This window comes from Vibrio sp. LaRot3 (genome assembly GCF_027587025.1).
GTDB lineage: Bacteria > Pseudomonadota > Gammaproteobacteria > Enterobacterales > Vibrionaceae > Vibrio.
This window is the reverse complement of sequence record NZ_JAPPTI010000002.1, coordinates 409,739-426,479: the sequence shown is the minus strand read 5'-3', so window position 1 is coordinate 426,479 and position 16,741 is coordinate 409,739. Positions and strand designations below refer to the sequence as shown.

The 16,741-nt window shown below is 46.1% G+C and carries 18 protein-coding genes; 9 read left to right on the top strand and 9 right to left on the bottom strand.

What is annotated here, in order from left to right:
• Positions 1-87: 87 nt before the first annotated feature.
• Complete coding sequence (gene fabV / locus OH461_RS08765) at positions 88-1,290, bottom strand: enoyl-ACP reductase FabV (protein WP_270020250.1); 1,203 nt, start codon at positions 1,288-1,290, stop codon at positions 88-90.
• A gap of 94 nt (positions 1,291-1,384) precedes the next feature.
• Positions 1,385-1,987 (bottom strand): arylesterase, encoded by a 603-nt coding sequence (locus tag OH461_RS08760; protein ID WP_270020249.1) that lies wholly within the window; start codon positions 1,985-1,987, stop codon positions 1,385-1,387.
• Between OH461_RS08760 and OH461_RS08755 the strand changes: the two genes are divergently transcribed.
• The 3 genes from OH461_RS08755 to OH461_RS08745 all read left to right on the top strand — a co-directional run bounded on the left by OH461_RS08755 (position 1,986) and on the right by OH461_RS08745 (position 6,826).
• A complete protein-coding gene (locus OH461_RS08755; protein WP_270020248.1) occupies positions 1,986-2,660 on the top strand; it encodes an ABC transporter ATP-binding protein in 675 nt (224 codons plus the stop codon). The genes OH461_RS08760 and OH461_RS08755 overlap by 2 nt on opposite strands.
• A gap of 2 nt (positions 2,661-2,662) precedes the next feature.
• Positions 2,663-5,098 (top strand): ABC transporter permease, encoded by a 2,436-nt coding sequence (locus OH461_RS08750; RefSeq protein ID WP_270020247.1) that lies wholly within the window; start codon positions 2,663-2,665, stop codon positions 5,096-5,098.
• A 288-nt stretch (positions 5,099-5,386) separates the two neighbouring features.
• On the top strand, positions 5,387-6,826 hold the full coding sequence (locus OH461_RS08745; RefSeq protein WP_270020246.1) for an FAD-dependent oxidoreductase: 1,440 nt from the start codon (positions 5,387-5,389) through the stop codon (positions 6,824-6,826).
• Between the two features lie 30 nt (positions 6,827-6,856).
• Here OH461_RS08745 and OH461_RS08740 read toward each other — a convergent pair whose 3' ends face one another.
• Genes OH461_RS08740 through OH461_RS08730 form a run of 3 tightly spaced genes read right to left on the bottom strand, consistent with a single transcriptional unit; the run spans position 6,857 to position 9,232 of the window.
• Positions 6,857-7,783: a biotin-dependent carboxyltransferase family protein gene (locus OH461_RS08740; RefSeq protein ID WP_270020245.1), complete on the bottom strand. Its 927-nt coding sequence runs from the start codon at positions 7,781-7,783 to the stop codon at positions 6,857-6,859.
• A complete protein-coding gene (locus OH461_RS08735) occupies positions 7,780-8,487 on the bottom strand; it encodes a 5-oxoprolinase subunit B family protein (RefSeq protein ID WP_270020244.1) in 708 nt (235 codons plus the stop codon). The genes OH461_RS08740 and OH461_RS08735 overlap by 4 nt, the downstream gene beginning before the upstream one ends.
• A gap of 1 nt (position 8,488) precedes the next feature.
• On the bottom strand, positions 8,489-9,232 hold the full coding sequence (locus tag OH461_RS08730; protein ID WP_270020243.1) for a 5-oxoprolinase subunit PxpA: 744 nt from the start codon (positions 9,230-9,232) through the stop codon (positions 8,489-8,491).
• A gap of 391 nt (positions 9,233-9,623) precedes the next feature.
• On the opposite strand from OH461_RS08730, the gene galE reads away from it, so the two are divergent.
• The 6 genes from galE to OH461_RS08700 all read left to right on the top strand — a co-directional run bounded on the left by galE (position 9,624) and on the right by OH461_RS08700 (position 13,208).
• On the top strand, positions 9,624-10,640 hold the full coding sequence (gene galE / locus OH461_RS08725; protein WP_270020242.1) for a UDP-glucose 4-epimerase GalE: 1,017 nt from the start codon (positions 9,624-9,626) through the stop codon (positions 10,638-10,640).
• Positions 10,641-10,774: 134 nt separating this feature from the next.
• The gene (parS, locus tag OH461_RS08720) at positions 10,775-11,221 is read left to right on the top strand and encodes a type II RES/Xre toxin-antitoxin system antitoxin (protein ID WP_270020241.1); all 447 of its coding nucleotides are present in this window, start codon (positions 10,775-10,777) and stop codon (positions 11,219-11,221) included.
• On the top strand, positions 11,221-11,685 hold the full coding sequence (locus tag OH461_RS08715; RefSeq protein ID WP_270020240.1) for an RES family NAD+ phosphorylase: 465 nt from the start codon (positions 11,221-11,223) through the stop codon (positions 11,683-11,685). The genes parS and OH461_RS08715 overlap by 1 nt, the downstream gene beginning before the upstream one ends.
• Positions 11,686-11,765: 80 nt before the next feature.
• Entirely contained in the window at positions 11,766-12,236 is a 471-nt protein-coding gene (locus OH461_RS08710; RefSeq protein WP_270020239.1) for a DUF5680 domain-containing protein, read from the top strand.
• Between the two features lie 127 nt (positions 12,237-12,363).
• On the top strand, positions 12,364-12,804 hold the full coding sequence (locus tag OH461_RS08705; RefSeq protein WP_270020295.1) for a GNAT family N-acetyltransferase: 441 nt from the start codon (positions 12,364-12,366) through the stop codon (positions 12,802-12,804).
• 2 nt (positions 12,805-12,806) lie between these two features.
• Positions 12,807-13,208, top strand: a complete 402-nt coding sequence (locus OH461_RS08700; RefSeq protein WP_270020238.1) for an NUDIX hydrolase — start codon at positions 12,807-12,809, stop codon at positions 13,206-13,208.
• Between the two features lie 132 nt (positions 13,209-13,340).
• Here OH461_RS08700 and OH461_RS08695 read toward each other — a convergent pair whose 3' ends face one another.
• The 4 genes from OH461_RS08695 to nikB are packed head-to-tail and all read right to left on the bottom strand — an operon-like array spanning position 13,341 to position 16,729.
• Positions 13,341-14,219 carry an ATP-binding cassette domain-containing protein gene (locus OH461_RS08695; RefSeq protein WP_270020237.1) on the bottom strand — a complete coding sequence of 293 codons (879 nt, stop codon included), beginning with the start codon at positions 14,217-14,219 and terminating at the stop codon, positions 13,341-13,343.
• A complete protein-coding gene (locus tag OH461_RS08690; RefSeq protein WP_270020236.1) occupies positions 14,212-14,970 on the bottom strand; it encodes an ATP-binding cassette domain-containing protein in 759 nt (252 codons plus the stop codon). Before OH461_RS08690 ends, OH461_RS08695 begins: the two co-directional genes overlap by 8 nt.
• Positions 14,967-15,794 (bottom strand): nickel ABC transporter permease subunit NikC, encoded by an 828-nt coding sequence (gene nikC, locus OH461_RS08685; protein WP_270020235.1) that lies wholly within the window; start codon positions 15,792-15,794, stop codon positions 14,967-14,969. Before nikC ends, OH461_RS08690 begins: the two co-directional genes overlap by 4 nt.
• Entirely contained in the window at positions 15,785-16,729 is a 945-nt protein-coding gene (gene nikB / locus OH461_RS08680) for a nickel ABC transporter permease subunit NikB (protein WP_270020234.1), read from the bottom strand. Before nikB ends, nikC begins: the two co-directional genes overlap by 10 nt.
• Positions 16,730-16,741: the final 12 nt, after the last annotated feature.

Below are 16,741 nucleotides of genomic sequence, written 5' to 3'. Positions count from 1 at the left end.
ATGACTGTTAACTGTATCAAAGAAAAACCCTGCAATGGTTGCAGGGTTTTGGCTTATTTCGTCGATCTCATTTTTGAGACGGTATTTTTAGCCTGAGTAAGGTTTGATAATTTTTTCTAAATCAACTGGTTGCGTATAATCAATTTGGTCAAACTCAAAGCCATTTAACTGCATAAACTCTTGCTTAAATCCAGCATAATCCCCCAACTGAACGAAGTTGTTTTGATCCATTTGAGATAATAATTGCGAAACTTGCTGTTGAGTATCAGCATCGAGCTCTAAATCATCAATACGAATTAAGCGCTCACCATCAACAGGCACATTCACTTGGCCGTAAAGCTTACTGTTGAATAGGCGTTGCATTTGTTCGATACACCCTTCGTGAGTTCCTTTTTGTTTCATCACTTGGTAAAGAGCGAGTAAGTAGGGCGTAAGGCCCGGAATGAACACACTGGCTTTCGTGACAAGCGCTTTACATACACTGGCGTAAGCGCCGCCATCAAAGTTGGCCAGTTTCAGATTCAGTGAGTGGCTGGTTTGGTGTAAATCGACTTTCGCTCTGCCTAATGTCCCGTCTAAATAGATAGGGTGGGTGAGCTCGGGGCCAATGTAAGAGAAAGCCACGGTTTGGCAACCTTGAGCTACTGATTCTGCATTAATTAAGGTGTCTACCCATGCTTCCCAGTCTTCACCGCCCATTACTTTAAGTGTGCCTTCAATTTCGGCTTCACTCGCGGGTTCAAGTGATGATTCGATCCATTGCTCATTGTCGAGCATGACTGAAGCGCCGGATACGGCTTCACCGATAGGCTTGATGGCTGAACGCCATATCTCACCGGTTTGATAGTTGGGTCTGACACCGCTGGCAACGCTGTATATGATTAAATCGACTTCACCTTCAAAATAGGTTTCAATCGCCTCAATGACTTCTTCTTTTATTTCTTTGGAGAACGCATCGCCTTGGATGTTTACCGCGATACGGCCTTCAACTTCAGCGTGCTTTTTAAAATAGAGGTTATTGTAAAAGCCGGCGCTGCCAACGCCCTTTTCTGATGGTCCGCGTTCAAACGAGACACCGATTGTGTCGGCCTCTGCGCCACCAAATGCAAGCGCAATACGAGTGGCTAAACCAAAACCAGATGAAGCACCGATAATCAGCACACGTTTAGGGCCATCTTTAATAGGCTCTGCGGATTTAACATACTCAATTTGTTTGAGTACCGCTTGCTCACAACCAAGGGGATGCGCGCTGCGTGCTACAACGCCGTGAATTTCTGGCTTTATTATCATTTTGCTCTCCTACGCCAAGTTTATTTATGTAGGGGTTGGACCTATAAGGTTCAACATAGCGTAAAACTAAGTAAAGTTTATTGAGCTATGGCAATTAGAGATGGTTTATTAACTGTTTAGAAACAAATTCGGCAATCCATGGTTGCGCATCGGGTTTTGGGTGTAACCCGTCACTCATCATCCACTGTGGATTGTCTCGAATGACTGGGTCTAAGAAAAATGGCAGTAGTGGCACATCTGCTTGCTGAGCTACATTTGGATAAACTTGGGTAAAGGCATTGGTGTAACGCTTACCGTAATTAGGTAAGACATGAATCTGCATCAGCAGCGGGGTCGCATTGCTTTCTCGGATCATGGTAATCATGGCGTTCAGGTTGCCTTCTATAAGCGCAGGAGGAAAACCACGCAAGCCATCGTTTGCACCAAGCTCAATGAGAACAAACTGAGGTTTATGCTCGTTTAATAAAGTGGGTAGGCGAGCTAAGCCATTGCCAGTGGTATCGCCGGAGATACTGCCGTTAATCACTTTGACGGGTTTACCCTGGTCGGCCATTACATTTGGCAATAAACTAGGCCAAGCATTTTCGATTGGCATTTGGTAGCCTGCACTTAGGCTGTCACCTAATATCAGAAGCGTTTTAGCGCTTACTGGATTGATGAAAAGTAACGCGAGTAGAAAGGATAATAGTCGTAACATGCAAACATCCGTCATTAAAGCAACATCTCTATCTAAAACAGTTTCCACCAATCAAGAGCAATTAACAATCCTTGATGGAGTAAACCTAGATATTAAGTCTGGAGAAATGGTCGCAATTGTCGGCACTTCTGGGGCGGGGAAATCAACCTTGATGACGTTACTGGCAGGCCTTGATGTTCCAACCAGCGGCGAAGTTTCTCTGTTAGGTAAGCCGCTTTCATCGCTCGATGATGAAGCAAGAGCAGCCATCCGAAGTGAGTCGGTGGGCTTTGTGTTTCAGAGCTTTTTGCTCATTCCTAGTCTTTCCGCCATTGATAACGTCACGCTACCTTGTTTATTAAAAGGTGAAGAAGAGGATAAGCAACGGGCGAAAAGTTTGCTTGAGTCAGTCGGGCTTGGTCATCGCATGCAACATTCACCAGCACAATTGTCGGGTGGCGAGCAACAGCGGGTAGCATTAGCGCGCGCATTTATGATCAATCCAGAAATTTTGTTTGCCGACGAACCGACGGGCAACCTAGATCAACAGACCGCGAGCAAAGTGGTTGAATTGCTGTTTGAGCTAAACCGTCAACATGGTACGACGCTTGTGCTAGTCACCCATGACATGAATCTTGCCAATCAGTGTGACCGCATTGTGAAAATTGCTGGCGGAAAAATCGAGGAGGCGTAACCATGAGCCAAATGCATGGATTAAATCGCCGTCTTTTTCGATGGAGTTTAAGCGAAATTCGCCATGGTCAACTCTGGCCAGTGACAATAGCACTCACACTGATCATCGCGTCAATTTTTGCTTTGACTGCGCTGGCAGAACGTATGGAGCAGGTGATCGTTAAGCAAGGGAAACAAGCGCTCACGGCAGACAGTGTTTATACCTCTGCCAATCCCTTACCAGATACGTTAGTCGCAGCGGCTGATGCGCAAAAGTTAGCTAAAGCCACACAAGTTCGCTTTGGTACGATGGCATTTAGCGATCAAGAGATGAAGCTTATCACCGTTAAAGCGGTGGATTCTGCTTATCCCTTGCAGGGGGAGTTGAGGCTTAGCCAAGCCGGAACGGAAGCACACCATGTAAAAGCAGGACAACTGTGGCTTGATGAGCGTTTATTTAGTCAGTTAGATGTCGAAGAAGGGCAAGTTATCGCCATTGGTGATGCGGAGTTTGCCATTACGGGGCGTGTGCTTGAAGAGCCGGGGCTCAGCTTTAACCCCTTCCAACAGATGCCTTCCGCTTATATTCACACCGATGATCTCGAAAAAACCGGCGCGATTCAGTTAGGTAGTCGCGTGCGCTACAACCTTTATTTGAACGGAACTGAGCAGCAGATAGAGACGGTTAAACAGTCGGTTGAATTGTCACCAAGCGACCAATGGCGCGATCAAAATAGTGCTAGCCGCACCAGCGAAATGTTTCAGCGTACCGAGCAATACCTCTCGCTTACTGTAGCGATTGTGGTGATCATGGCTGCCACAACCTTGGTTCTTACCTGCCAGCATTATGTGGCGACCCGCCTAAAAACCTTGGCGATGCTTAAAAGCTTGGGGGCGAGCCGAGCATGGCTGAAACGTTGGCTCTCAATCCAATTGGTGATTCTATTACTGAGCGCATCCATCTTTGGAGTTATTATTGGTATCGGCTTGGAGTATTTATTGCGCATTCCTTTGTCGGATTTATTACCTAATCCGTTACCGGGCTATGGTGCAACACCGGCGCTCATCGCTATCTCAACCAGCTTATTGATTGCAATTCCTGCTTTAGGCATACCGTTTATGAAGTTGATTAATATCAGCGCGGTTAACGTTATGCAGCCTCAAGCTCAGCAAGGTAAACGTGGTAAAGAGTATTGGCTATTACTGGTTCCGATCGTGCCGATGCTGGTGGTATACCACGCCAATCAACTGGTTTGGATGGTATTGGGTGGTATTGTCGCGTTGTTTTTGGTGTTGGCGTTACTCAGTGTTGCGATTACCCGCACCTTAGCGAAACTGCCGTTATCGCCGACTTACAAATTAGCGTTAAGCCGAATTAACCGTTCTAGCCTATCGACGGGAATTCAATTTGGTGCATTGGCTCTTTCTTTGATGTTGCTCGCGGTGATGTGGCTAGTTAGGACTGATCTTTTGGCCGATTGGCAGCGTACACTACCCGATGATGCGCCAAACGCGTTTGCACTTAATATTGCGCCCTATGAGATAGACAGTTACGTTGCCAAGCTAGACGAAGCCAAGTTGATTCGCTCAGATGCGTACCCAATTATTCGTGGTCGCTTAACGACGGTAAATCAGCAAGACGCGAAGGAAGTGGCGCAAGGAGAGGAAGCCAGTGACGCACTGCGTAGAGAAATCAACTTTACCTTTGCCGATGAAATGCCAAGTCATAACACATTGGTGGAAGGTGAGTGGCAGCAAGCGGGGAGTGTGTCAGTTGAATCGGATGTAGCAAGCGATCTTGGTTTAGAAATCGGTGACGAGCTAGGGTTTGTTATCAACAGTCAGCCGATAACGGCGAGGGTTGATAGCATTCGCGCTGTAGAATGGCGCGACATGAAGCCTAATTTCTACTTTATCTTCAGCCCTGACGTGTTGCAGTCGATTCCGGCGACTTACCTCGTCAGTTTTCGCGTGGAAGATCAGCATGATGAATTGTTGAATGATCTTTCTCGTCAGCACCCGACCGTCAGCTTGATGGATATTCGAGTCATGGGCGCAAAGATTCAGCAATTAGTCGAACAGATTGTTTGGGCGGTAACTTTGCTCGCGGGCTTGAGTGTTATTGCAGGGCTGTTATTGATATTTACTCTACTGCGATTGAGTTTAGGGCAAAGGCAAAGTGAAATTCAGCTGTATCGAACGTTAGGCGCGAGTAAAAAGCGAGTGGTTCGCACAATTTGGGCTGAATATGGATTGATGGCGCTCGTTGCTGGTATCGTGGCGGTGGCAGGCGCAGAACTTGTTGTTGCTGGGATCATAGAGATCGGTTTTGATATGGCGTTTTCGCTTCATTACCCACTCTGGATCGCCTTGCCAGTGCTTGCTTTTTGCACACTTGCGCTAGTTGTTAACAGTCTGATTAAGCAGCTGTTAGTCCCGATAAATAAAGACTTTAGCTGACATCCTGTACGTTATAATCGTTAGTTACCCACAGAAGCTGTGGATAAAGTTCGGGATAACTTAACTGGCGAATAATACGTGTTAGCTCACAAAGCCAATGACCACGATGTGTAGCGCAAATTTGTTATTCACACAGAGTGAGAATTGGCTTTTCACAAAAAATACGTCAAGCTTTTTTTCGTTTTTTTTACAATGAAATTATGTGTTCAAACCCATCTAAAAAATGTGATTTTCATACCAAGACAAAGTCTTTAAAATACCATCAGAAAGAATGAATTACTGATCGAAATGAACTCAACTAATGATCGAAAGTCGGCACCTAAAGTCGCAATAATCGGAGCGGGTATCGCAGGCTCAACGGCTGCAATACATCTTGCAGAGCAGGGCGTGAACGTCCACCTGATAGAGAAAAGCCCGGGCTTGGTAAGTGGACCTCCAATTTGTCATTTGCACGCTGGTGGAAACTTATACCGTGAGATCTCGCTAGAGCAATGCCTTGAGTTGCTAACCCAATCGATCAACTCCGTTCGTCTTTATCCACATACTCTCAATCGTCGTCCAACGTTAATTGTGGTTCCTAAAAGCGACGGCGGTGACCCAAACGCCTTATTGCCGCGTCTTCATCAAATTCAATCGGTGTATCAAAAGTTAGTAGAGCAAGACAGTGCGAACAAGGTGCTTGGTGAGCCTGGTGATTATTACAAGCTTTATTACCGAGAAGATTTAGAAGCATTGAAGCACACCGTTCAACCCGAGCAGCCACAAGGTTTTGATGAATGGTTGATTCCTTTTGCAGACCAAGCTGATCTTGATGGTATGACATATCCTGTCGTTGCCGTTCAAGAACACGGTTGGAGCGTTTTCCGTATCGCTGCGACCGCATCGTTAGTGCTCGAGCAACTGGATAACTGCCAGTTAAGTGTGGCAAGTAAAGTGGTCGATATGGCTGAACATGGTCAAGGGTGGGATGTAACCGTTGAGTCAGGCGAGGGGACACAAACACAGTATTACGATTACGTGATTAATGCTTGTGGCTTTAAAACCGGTTCTATTGACGATCTGGTTGCAAAGAAACGCTCACGTTTAGTGGAGTTCAAAGCCGCTTACGTCACCCATTGGTCTCATAATCAATATAAATGGCCGGAAGTGATTTTCCATGGACCTCGCGGCAGTAAAGATGGCATGGCACAGTTGACGCCATACGCCAACAACGTCTTCCAGTTACATGGCATGACCAAGGACATTACGCTGTTTGAAGGTGGCCTTGTGACCAGCAATAATGAATCTTCTCAGCCAAACCTTCCTCTTAGCTTAGAAAACAAAATCGAACATGGCTGGCCAGAGCACGTCCAAATTTCTCGTAGCGTGCGTGCGATTGAGCACATGAGTCGGTTTGTGCCCGATTACGCATCGGCGAAAGAGTATGGTTCGCCACTGTTTGGAGCGCAGCAGATCCCGGGAAATGATGACACGCTACGTACTGCAGATGTTAGCTTTGATGGCGACAATTATGCGCGTTTAGAAATCGTTAAAGGTTCTTCGGCAATTGAAGCGGCGATGAAAATTGCAGCGCAGTGGGGGTTAGTGAAAAATGGCGAAACTTCCATAGAAGAAGCGCACCCAGTGACAATGGGATTAACCGAGCAACTGGTTGTAGAGCGTGCCAAAGTATTAGCTTCTCAGCGCAGTTACCCTGTTGAGCTAGCAGAGGTATATGGAGAATATTAGGGCTAATGACCCTAATATTCCTCACTATCTTTAATAGCCAAAATAGTTTGCCCAACGACTCCAAATCGACTGTAATTCACCTAAATTCCCTTTTACGAATGTGACCGTTTGCCCCGGCTTCGCTTGTGCTAAGCGCGGCAAATCTACACGGGCGACACAGCCAAGTTTTGGGTATCCACCTAAGGTTTGTCGATCATTAAGTAATATAATCGGCTCGCCATCTGGTGGTACTTGAATGGCACCAAGGGCAACACCCTCACTGAGTAGGGTTTCTGTTGGGGCGGTTATGCTAGCTCCAGTCAGCCGATAGCCCATCCGGTTGATGTTTTGACTCACTGTAAATGAGGCGAGATAAAAGTGGGCCAATGCGTCGGGGTCGAAAAGATGGGTTTGATAACCTTCAATGACTCTTAATGTGACGGGTAATGAATAGTCGGGTTTGAAGCGAAAGCTCAGCTGATTTTCCTTGCTCGCTTGGCTAGTGATGACAGGGAGCTTGTCTCCGGGTTGCAGCGCTAAACCTTGCGCGATTCCACCTAATTTATCACGGGCAACGGTGGATACACTGCCAAGCTGAGGTGCGACTTGAAAACCATGTTTGACGGCAAGATAGCTACGTAATCCTGATTGTGCGATGGCAAAGCTCAGAACTTGGCCTTTCTTGGCATTAAAGCTCGCCCAGTTAGTGACAGGCTCGCCATCTAGGCTCGCATGCATTTCTGCGCCGGTAATAGCCAGTTGGCAGTCGGCTTGAATTTGATAACTGCTTTGGCCTAGTGTGATTTCGATACAGGCTGCGCCGGCAGGGTTACCTAATAACTTATTTGCCCAACTGTAAGCGTAGTCATCTAAAGCGCCACCTTGCGTGATGCCCATTTGGCTTTGCCCAAAACGCCCAAGGTCTTGCAGTAAGCTTAGAGCGCCGGGTTTGATGATTTCAATATAGTCTCTACTCATTTCCAACCCTCATGTATTTGACCGCCAAGTTCAATAAATGTCTCTTTATCGATGGAATAGAATTGCACTTCCGCACCAATAGAAAACGGAGTAACTGGCGTCTCAGTCGGGTCATATAGGTCAATCGGGCAATTGCCGATGATGTTCCAACCACCGGGTGAGGCACTTGGATAAATGGCAGTTTTACTGCCAGCAACCGCGACGCTGCCTTTCGGTACGTTTAGCCGTGGTGTTGCTTGGCGTGGCAGTTCAAGATCTGGAGCGACGTCGCTTAAAAAGGCGAAACCGGCAGAGAAACCAATCGCGCTAACAAAATAGGTGCGCTCAGTATGTAGCTCAATAATGTCATCGAGTGACATTCCTTTCGATTGATATAACGCGATGTCTGGGCCGACTTGACTAGAGTAGTACACAGGCAGTGGGATCACATCGTCACTGGCTTTGATTTGCGTAGGTTGGTAGTGTTCAATAATGGTTTCGATGGCGTGCGCGAGCGCTTGAGGCACCATTCGATTAGGTAAATAGTCGACCAAAATGGAGTCATACGCCGGGGTGGCATTCATGATGAAGTGTGCATGCTGGCGATAGATTTCATTGGCGATATAGCCGATGGCTATGGACAACGACTTGCTCGATGGATGATTAAAGCGAACCATTAATGCGGTTTCTGAAACGGGCTCAATACGATACTGAAAGTTGTCCATACTAACCTCTGCCTAATTGCTGGTTGAGTTCAATTAGCGTTTGAAGTGCGGCGGGGTTGTCTCCGTGAACACAAATTGTGTCGGCTTCAATATCGAGTGTGTAGCCATCAATGGTTCTTACCTTGCCATAATTGACCATTTGCAATACTTGGCCAACGATGTCTTCTTGATGAGTAAGTACCGAACCTGCTTGTTCTCTGGGGGCTAAGCTGCCATCGGCTAAGTAAGCTCTATCGGCAAAGGCTTCAAATAACAAAGGCACGTCGTATCGCTCTGCGATATCGAAGAAGTCGCTATTGTCTTGTTGAGCTAACATCATCACAGGTAGATTGAAGCTTGCCGCTGCATCAACTATAGATTCAAAGATCGCTAAATCTCGCATCATGTCGTTGTAGAGTGCGCCATGAGGTTTGATGTAATCAACGCTGTGGTTAAAGCTATCACAAATCGATTTAAGTGCGCCTACCTGATAGATGACCGAGTAAGTAATTTCTTCTGCGGATAGCGCCATGCTGCGTCGGCCAAAACCGACTAAATCTGGGTAGCTTGGATGAGCACCAACACGGACTTGGTGCCGAACCGCGAGTTTTACTGTGTTCGCCATGGTGACCGGATCAGACGCGTGGAATCCGCAGGCAATGTTTGCCATGTCGATTAATGGCATGACTTCGTCATCTTGTCCCTTGTTCCAACACCCAAAACTTTCACCCATATCGCAATTTAAGGTGAGGCGTCGTTGTGTCATAGATACGCTCCCTGTATTGAATCCTTTACCCATGTTTAGCATAGATTGCTGTACCGATAATCTCCGCGTTAGCCCATGCAACGGTTTGACATTTTGTCGTGTAAGCAATCCATTCCAACTAAAAGTTAGATTATCGTAAATACCAACGTTATGTCAGTGACTTAGGTAGGATTGTTGATGCGAGTGTGATTTCGAACATGGGCGTAACGCTCAAATTTATCATGCATTTCATGAGTCCTAATATGGGCGAATTAGAACATTAAAGTAGTGGGGCGATTCTCCCCATTAGATCAGCGAAAAGACATAAATTACACATAACTGTAAAACCCCTCTTATACTTTATATGAATCTAGATGTACTTGTGCCAACCAAGAATCTAAGAGGGCTGTGTATGAACGTACTTGTTACTGGTGGGATGGGCTATATTGGTAGCCATACATGCATTCAATTGCTAGAGGCGAATTACACGCCGGTTATTTACGATAATTTATGTAACAGTAAGGCATCGGTTCTGCACCGGATAGAGAAGTTGGCGCGCAGTAAACCTACATTTTATCACTTGGACGTACGGGATAAACCGGCTTTAGTTGAAGTGCTAAAAGACAACCACATTGACGCTGTTATTCACTTTGCAGGTTTGAAGGCCGTAGGAGAGTCAGTCACTCATCCTCTAGAGTATTATGAAGACAATGTCCACGGAACCTTAACTCTGGTCGATGCTATGCGAGAGGCTGGCGTGAAATCGTTGATTTTCAGTTCGTCAGCAACCGTTTATGGTGATCCTGCTAGTGTGCCGATCACAGAAGACTTTCCGACCAGTGCCACTAATCCTTACGGACGCAGTAAGTTAATGGTGGAAGAGTGTCTTGCGGATTTTCATAAAGCCAATCCGGAGTGGAGTATTACTTTGCTGCGTTATTTCAACCCGGTAGGGGCTCATCCATCTGGTGAGTTGGGCGAAGACCCACAGGGGATACCCAACAATTTAATGCCTTATGTTTCTCAAGTCGCAGTGGGTCGGCGTGAAGTGCTGTCGGTGTTTGGTGATGACTACCCAACCAAAGATGGCACTGGCGTACGAGATTATATTCATGTAATGGATTTGGCGGATGGTCATCTCGCGGCATTAAAACAGGTTGGTAATCAGCCGGGTTTGCATGTGTACAACTTGGGCACTGGAGTAGGATACAGTGTATTGCAAATGGTGCATGCGTTTGAGCAAGCGAGCGGCAAAGCAGTACCTTATCAGATTGTAGACCGCAGAGAGGGTGACATTGCAGAGTGTTGGGCTGACCCATCAAAGGCAAGGCTAGAGCTAAACTGGACTGCGACAAAGACATTACAGCAGATGACGCAAGATGCGTGGTGCTGGCAGTCAAATAACCCGGATGGCTACCCAGATAATTAACCCCTGCCTTTAACTTATCACTAAAAATCGTCCAACCCGAGTTGGGCGATTTTGTTTGTGTATGGAAAATGAGCAATATTGCTTGGTGCTTTTGCTCATTTGATACATAATGAATGTATCAAATGATGGAGGTGATGATGCAAACATTCCAAAGCTATAAACCAACGCCAACGAAAGCTTCATTCTGGCAACAAGTCGGTTTGCCTGCTCGCGGCATCAAATTGCATCAAGCATTGCATGAAGGTCTGCCTTTTGAAGTGTTTGGCAAACTGGCATCTATCTCTGGTTTTGAGAAACAAGATGTCGCAAATGCAACCGCAATCCCACGGGCAACGCTTCAGCGCAGAGCTAAGTCTGGTAAGTTTAATAAGGAAGAGAGCGATAGGCTGTATCGCTTTGCGGAAGTGTATCAAGCAAGTCTTGACCTGTTTGAGCTCGACGCCGTTAAAGCACGTCAATGGCTAACCACTTCGGTGACAGGGTTAGGGAATAATAAGCCAATTACGATGTTGTCCACTTCCGCAGAGACAGAAGCGGTACTTGACCTCATTGGCCGACTTGAGCACGGAGTCTTCTCTTAATGCTGTATGGCTACCGTATCGTGAGCAAGAAATGGGCGGCCAACGCTTTTGATGGCGAAGGCGCCCGTTTATACGGAGGACGATGGAACAGCAAGGGCAATAGTTGTGTTTATCTTGCAGGTTCTGAATCGTTAGCCATGTTAGAGATGTTGGTTCATTTGCAAAATAGCGAATTGCTCGCAAGCTATGAACTGTATCAAGTGACGTTTGGTCAACAAGCGGGTCTCACTATCGATGATGCGGATTTGCCTTCAAATTGGCAAGAGAACCCAGCACCAACAGATACCGCTGAGATTGGTGATCAATGGCTTAAAAGTTTGGCCAGCCCAATCCTATCAGTGCCTTCCACCATTGTTCCCCGCGAGCGCAATTATCTACTTAACATTCAACATCCTGATGCCAACCTAATTGTCCAATCTGCCACTCGTTTAAATTTTCAGTTTGATTTACGACTGATTAAATAGGTGTTTTTCATTTAAGTGAAGTGACTCGGAATAACTGTGTTTATATACAGTTGTTATAACTTCTTTGATCGGGAGGTTATATGTCATCTTTTACTAAACAAGAACTTTACCGCTTTATTGCTGAAGCAAAAGCTAACTCATATATCGGTCTAGCCCCTAAATGCTTACCATCGCGCAAAGGCGCTAGTGATATTCAATACCAAAGAGGCCCATTTCAATATCTAGACAGTTACTTTGGTGGCACCGATTTTCTAGGGCAAGAAGTGGTGTATTTCGAAGGTGAGCCTGTTTGGGCTATGAACTATTACGGGAAGATCTTAAGGCCTGATATATGTAACGGAGAAAAGGCAGGCAATGCAGTAATAACAGCATTAACTGAAATCTATCAGTCTGGCGAGTTTTTAGGTGATTCGGTGATTAATACAAACTGGGGATGCTATCACGACACCAATAAAGGGGATGTTAATTCGTTTACAGGATATGAATGGATTGAACTAGAACAGAAGAAGGTTTACGACTTGCACTATCATGGCGGCTTAATTAGGCGTTAAGTCTATTGTTTCGGCCGATGTGGTGCTCTTGGTCACACTCATAAAGAAAATTATGGAAAGGAAACTCTTGGCGGATTTTGACTGTTACAATCTACTGAGTGAGTCAATTGTATCGTCGGAGCTAGGTATGGAAATCTCGTTACGTAAAGCCAAATCCTCAGATTTAGATTTTTTAATGATGTTAAGAGATCGAACCATGAGGGAATACTTGATTGGTGCCGACATGCCAATCAGTGATGAAGCGTATCAAAAGCGGATCCAATACCATTTCGAACACGCACAGATCATAGAGTACAAAGGAAAATCTGTAGGCTTGTATAAAGCGACTTACGATCAGGATACAAATTATTGGTATTTGGTTCAGCTACAGGTTTTACCAGAGTATCAAGGCAAGCGTATTGGTAGCCAGTTGCTAGAGTATTTGATTGGCTGCGCACAACAAACCCGATCAAAAGTAGGCCTAAGTGTGATTAAGTCGAATCCAGCACAAAAGCTGTATTCGCGACATGGTTTTAAGGTTGTCGAAGAAAGTGAATCGGAGTTTTTAATGCGAAGGGAGGCTGTCTAGAAATGGAGGTTCATCAATGCGTTTCGTTTATGCTTATTAGTCAAAATAGGATATTGCTAGAAAAGCGTGGTGCAGATCGAGAGACAGATGCAGGTATGACTAATGTTCCCGGTGGTCATATGGAAGCGGGAGAAGAGCAAGAAGATACGTTGATGCGAGAACTGATGGAAGAACTGCAAGTAACGCCAGTACGCTCTAAATACTTGTGCTCTCTTTACCATCCAACTTCGGAGCTACAGCTGATTCACTATTACGTCGTTACTCAGTGGCAAGGGGAAATAACCGCACTCGAAGCGGAGAGTGTCGAATGGTTTGAGATTGACCCAGACAATGTCGCCATTGAAGCGGATAAAGTTGCGCTAAATGAGTATCGACGTTTAAGCGCCCACCTTATGCTGAAATGAAAGAGAGGCACTCATGCCTCTCTTTTATCTAGCCACTGACAGTGTGAGTTGTTTGACAGATGTTTGAAATGCCAAATGCGTGCTTAGGCACAATCACCGTGAGGCACAATCACATTGAGGCTTAATGCTTTGTTAAGCAGCACCTACATTTAAAGAGCTATCTTCATTTTGTAGATTCTCCACGGTTGATGTTGTCTCTTTAGCTCTAGTCACCGGCATAGCGGGTAGAATCGCTGAGTTAAGCTTTTTACCCATATCACTTTGCCAAGGTGCATTGGTATTTGCTGGGCGACTTTCCACAATCTCTCCTTGGTCGAGCACGATCACTCGATGGCAAAACAAATCGACTAAACGCAAATCATGGGTGATGAGTAAGAATGCAGTTCCAGATTCTTGCTGTATCGATTTCAACAACGCAATCATCTGTTGCTGTAGTACCAAGTCTAAACTTGATAAGGACTCATCAAGAGCGATCAACTTTGGCTTTACTGCTAGAGCCCGCGCAATACCGACCCGCTGTAATTGACCACCGCTTAATTGCCCGGCTTTTCTGGCTAATAGGGCAATATCCAATCCCACTTTGGCCATTAGCTGCTTACTTTCAGATTCGATTTCTGGCTTGGTCAGTTTACGTAGGTAGCGCAAAGGCTCTGCCAATATCTGTCCAATGGTTTGGCGTGGGTTTACGGCTCCTATAGCGTCTTGAAAAACCAATTGAACCTCTTGGCGATAGTTAATCCAATCTTGTTTAGTAAAGCTTGATAACGCTTGACCTTGGTAATAGATCTCGCCATCACTGGTTGGCTCTAAACCGAGTATTAATCGGCATAATGTGCTTTTTCCGCTACCGCTGGCACCGACCAAGGCGACGGATTCCCCTTGTTTTATTTCAAGGTTGATATCGGTCAGCACTTGTTTGCTAGTCTGCTTGGTGAGTAGCCCTTGTGGCTGGTAACGTTTTGCAGCGCCTTGAACCGAAATGAATGGCGTGTCTTGAAGTTCATTAACCATTGCTGACCTCCTTGTACAATGAGAGATGGGCATTGAGCAATGCTTGGGTCGCTGGGTGACTTGGCTGGTGGAATATCTTCTCAACCGAACCTCGTTCAACAATCTGGCCATCAGACATAACCGCAACTCGATCAGCCAAACGTGCAACGACGCCAAAATCATGGGTAACCAGCAATACACCTAAATTGCGTTTTTTGCTTATCTGTTCCAATCGATTAAGGATATGAGCTTGAACAACAAGGTCGAGGTCAGTGGTTGGTTCATCCGCGACTAATAATTGTGCACCACTTACGAGGGCAAGTGCGAGCATCATACGCTGCAACATACCGCCACTCATTTGAAACGGATAAAGAGTCAATGTGTTTTCGCATTCTTGCAAACCTGCATCTTGCATAGCCTCAATCAGCGCAGCTTCAGAGAACGGTTGACCGCTTGCTTGCATGGTTTCAAAGCCATGTTGGCGCATGGTTTGTAGCGGGTTAAATGCACTGGCAGGATTTTGCATGATACAAGTGATGTGCTTACCCCGAATGCTACGTACATCGATTGGTTGACCTTCAAGGCGTATTTCACATTCATGATTTAAGGAGTTAGGCAGTAAATCAAACAGTGCGGAACAAGTGACAGATTTGCCTGAGCCACTTGCGCCAACCAAAGCGAGTACAGAACCAGATTCAATGGTCAAATTGATGTCTTTGACTAAGCGAGTTTTGCCAGCGTTGACATACAGGTTGTTTAGTTCGAGTTTCATCCGCTGTGCTCCAAGTTCGGGTCAAGTTTGTCTCGCAGTGCATCACCTAATAGGTTAAATGCCATGACGCTGACTAAGATGGCGAGTCCCGGCCAAATGACGAGCATCGGGTTGCTCCAAATAAATTGGCGTGCATCGTTAATCATGACTCCCCATTCAGGAGTAGGAGATTGCACACCCAAGCCAAGAAAACTCAGACCAGACACATGCAGCATGACATGGCCAATATCCAACGTTGCCAATACCATGAGTTGAACCATAATGTTGGGCAGCACGTGGATACGAAAACGTGCAAATGGAGGAACTCCAGCGAGTTTAGCGGCTCGCAAGTAATCACTATGGCGAACCGACAACACAAGGCTTCGGGCAATACGTGCATACCAAGCCCAGTGGGTAACGGCGATGGCGATGATGACGTTAACCAATCCCGTACCAAGAATAGCTACCATGAAAAGCGCTAATACGACGGTTGGGAAAGTCATGAAAACATCGCAGGTTCGCATGATAACTTGATCGGTTCTACCGCCAACAAACCCCGCTAGGCCACCTAAACCAACGCCAATCACTAGCATCAACGCGAGGGTGGCAAATACGGCACCAAGCGATACTGAGGTAGCGGTGATTAGGCGTGAAAACGTGTCACGGCCAAGATGGTCTGTACCCAAAAGATGCTCGGTACTCATGCCTTGCAGTCGTTGAGTCAGGTCGATTGCGTTTGGATCGTATGGCGCTAACCAAGGTGCCGAAATGGCGATAAACAGTAATAGCGCAAGAACGATAAAGCCCAATAGTGCGCTGATGGGGGTATTTCGAATCATTGACATTCTGCGGCCTCCAAGCGAATTCTTGGATCGAGCCAAGCGTAAATAATATCAATCACCAAATTACATAAGATGAAGATGGTGGTCATTAGCAGAGTGAAACACTGAATGATCGGGTAGTCGTTGTTGCTGATCGCTGTGATGGCATATCGCCCCACACCCGGCCAACTGAATATACTCTCTACGACCAGTGAACCACCAATCAGCTCACCAATGTGCATACCAGCAGCGGTCACGATAGGCAATAAACTGTTGCGTAGAATATGAGTACGCTCAACACGGCTATCTGAAATGCCGCGGATACGTGCATAGCGCACGTGTCGTTGTCCGCTCACTTCAAGCATGCTTGCTCGAAGCAGACGTGCATTGATACATAGCGACATGAAAGCAATGGCAAACCCCGGCAGCAGCATGTGTGATAAGCCACCGTAACCCATTGGTGGAAGCCATTTTAGTTGGATGGAAAAGAGTAAAACCAACAGAAAACCGAGCCAGAAGTTAGGGATAGAAACGCCAATAAAGGCTAAGCCTCGAATGGTAAAGTCTGGCCATTTATCGCGGTAACGGGCTGCCCAAATGGCTAATGGAATAGAGAGCAGTAAGGTCAACATTAAAGCGAACGAGGCGAGTTTTAATGTCGCAGGAAGGTAATACATTAAATCTTCTAATACAGGACGTCCTGTCATGTACGAGGTGCCAAAATCTAGATGGACGGCATTGTAGAGCCATTCCCAATATTGTTCCCAAAGAGGTTTATCTAAGCCAAGAAAACGCTCTGCTTCTGCGATGGACTGATCGGAGAGCGGGATGTTGGCGGCACGTAAGTAGGCGAGCGCAGGTTCAGCACCACTTAGGCGTAAGAACAGGAAAATAATAAGCGATACTGCCCACAATAGGGGAACGACGAGCAGCAGTCGCTTTACAACAAAAGATAACATGGTGAGTCCTTT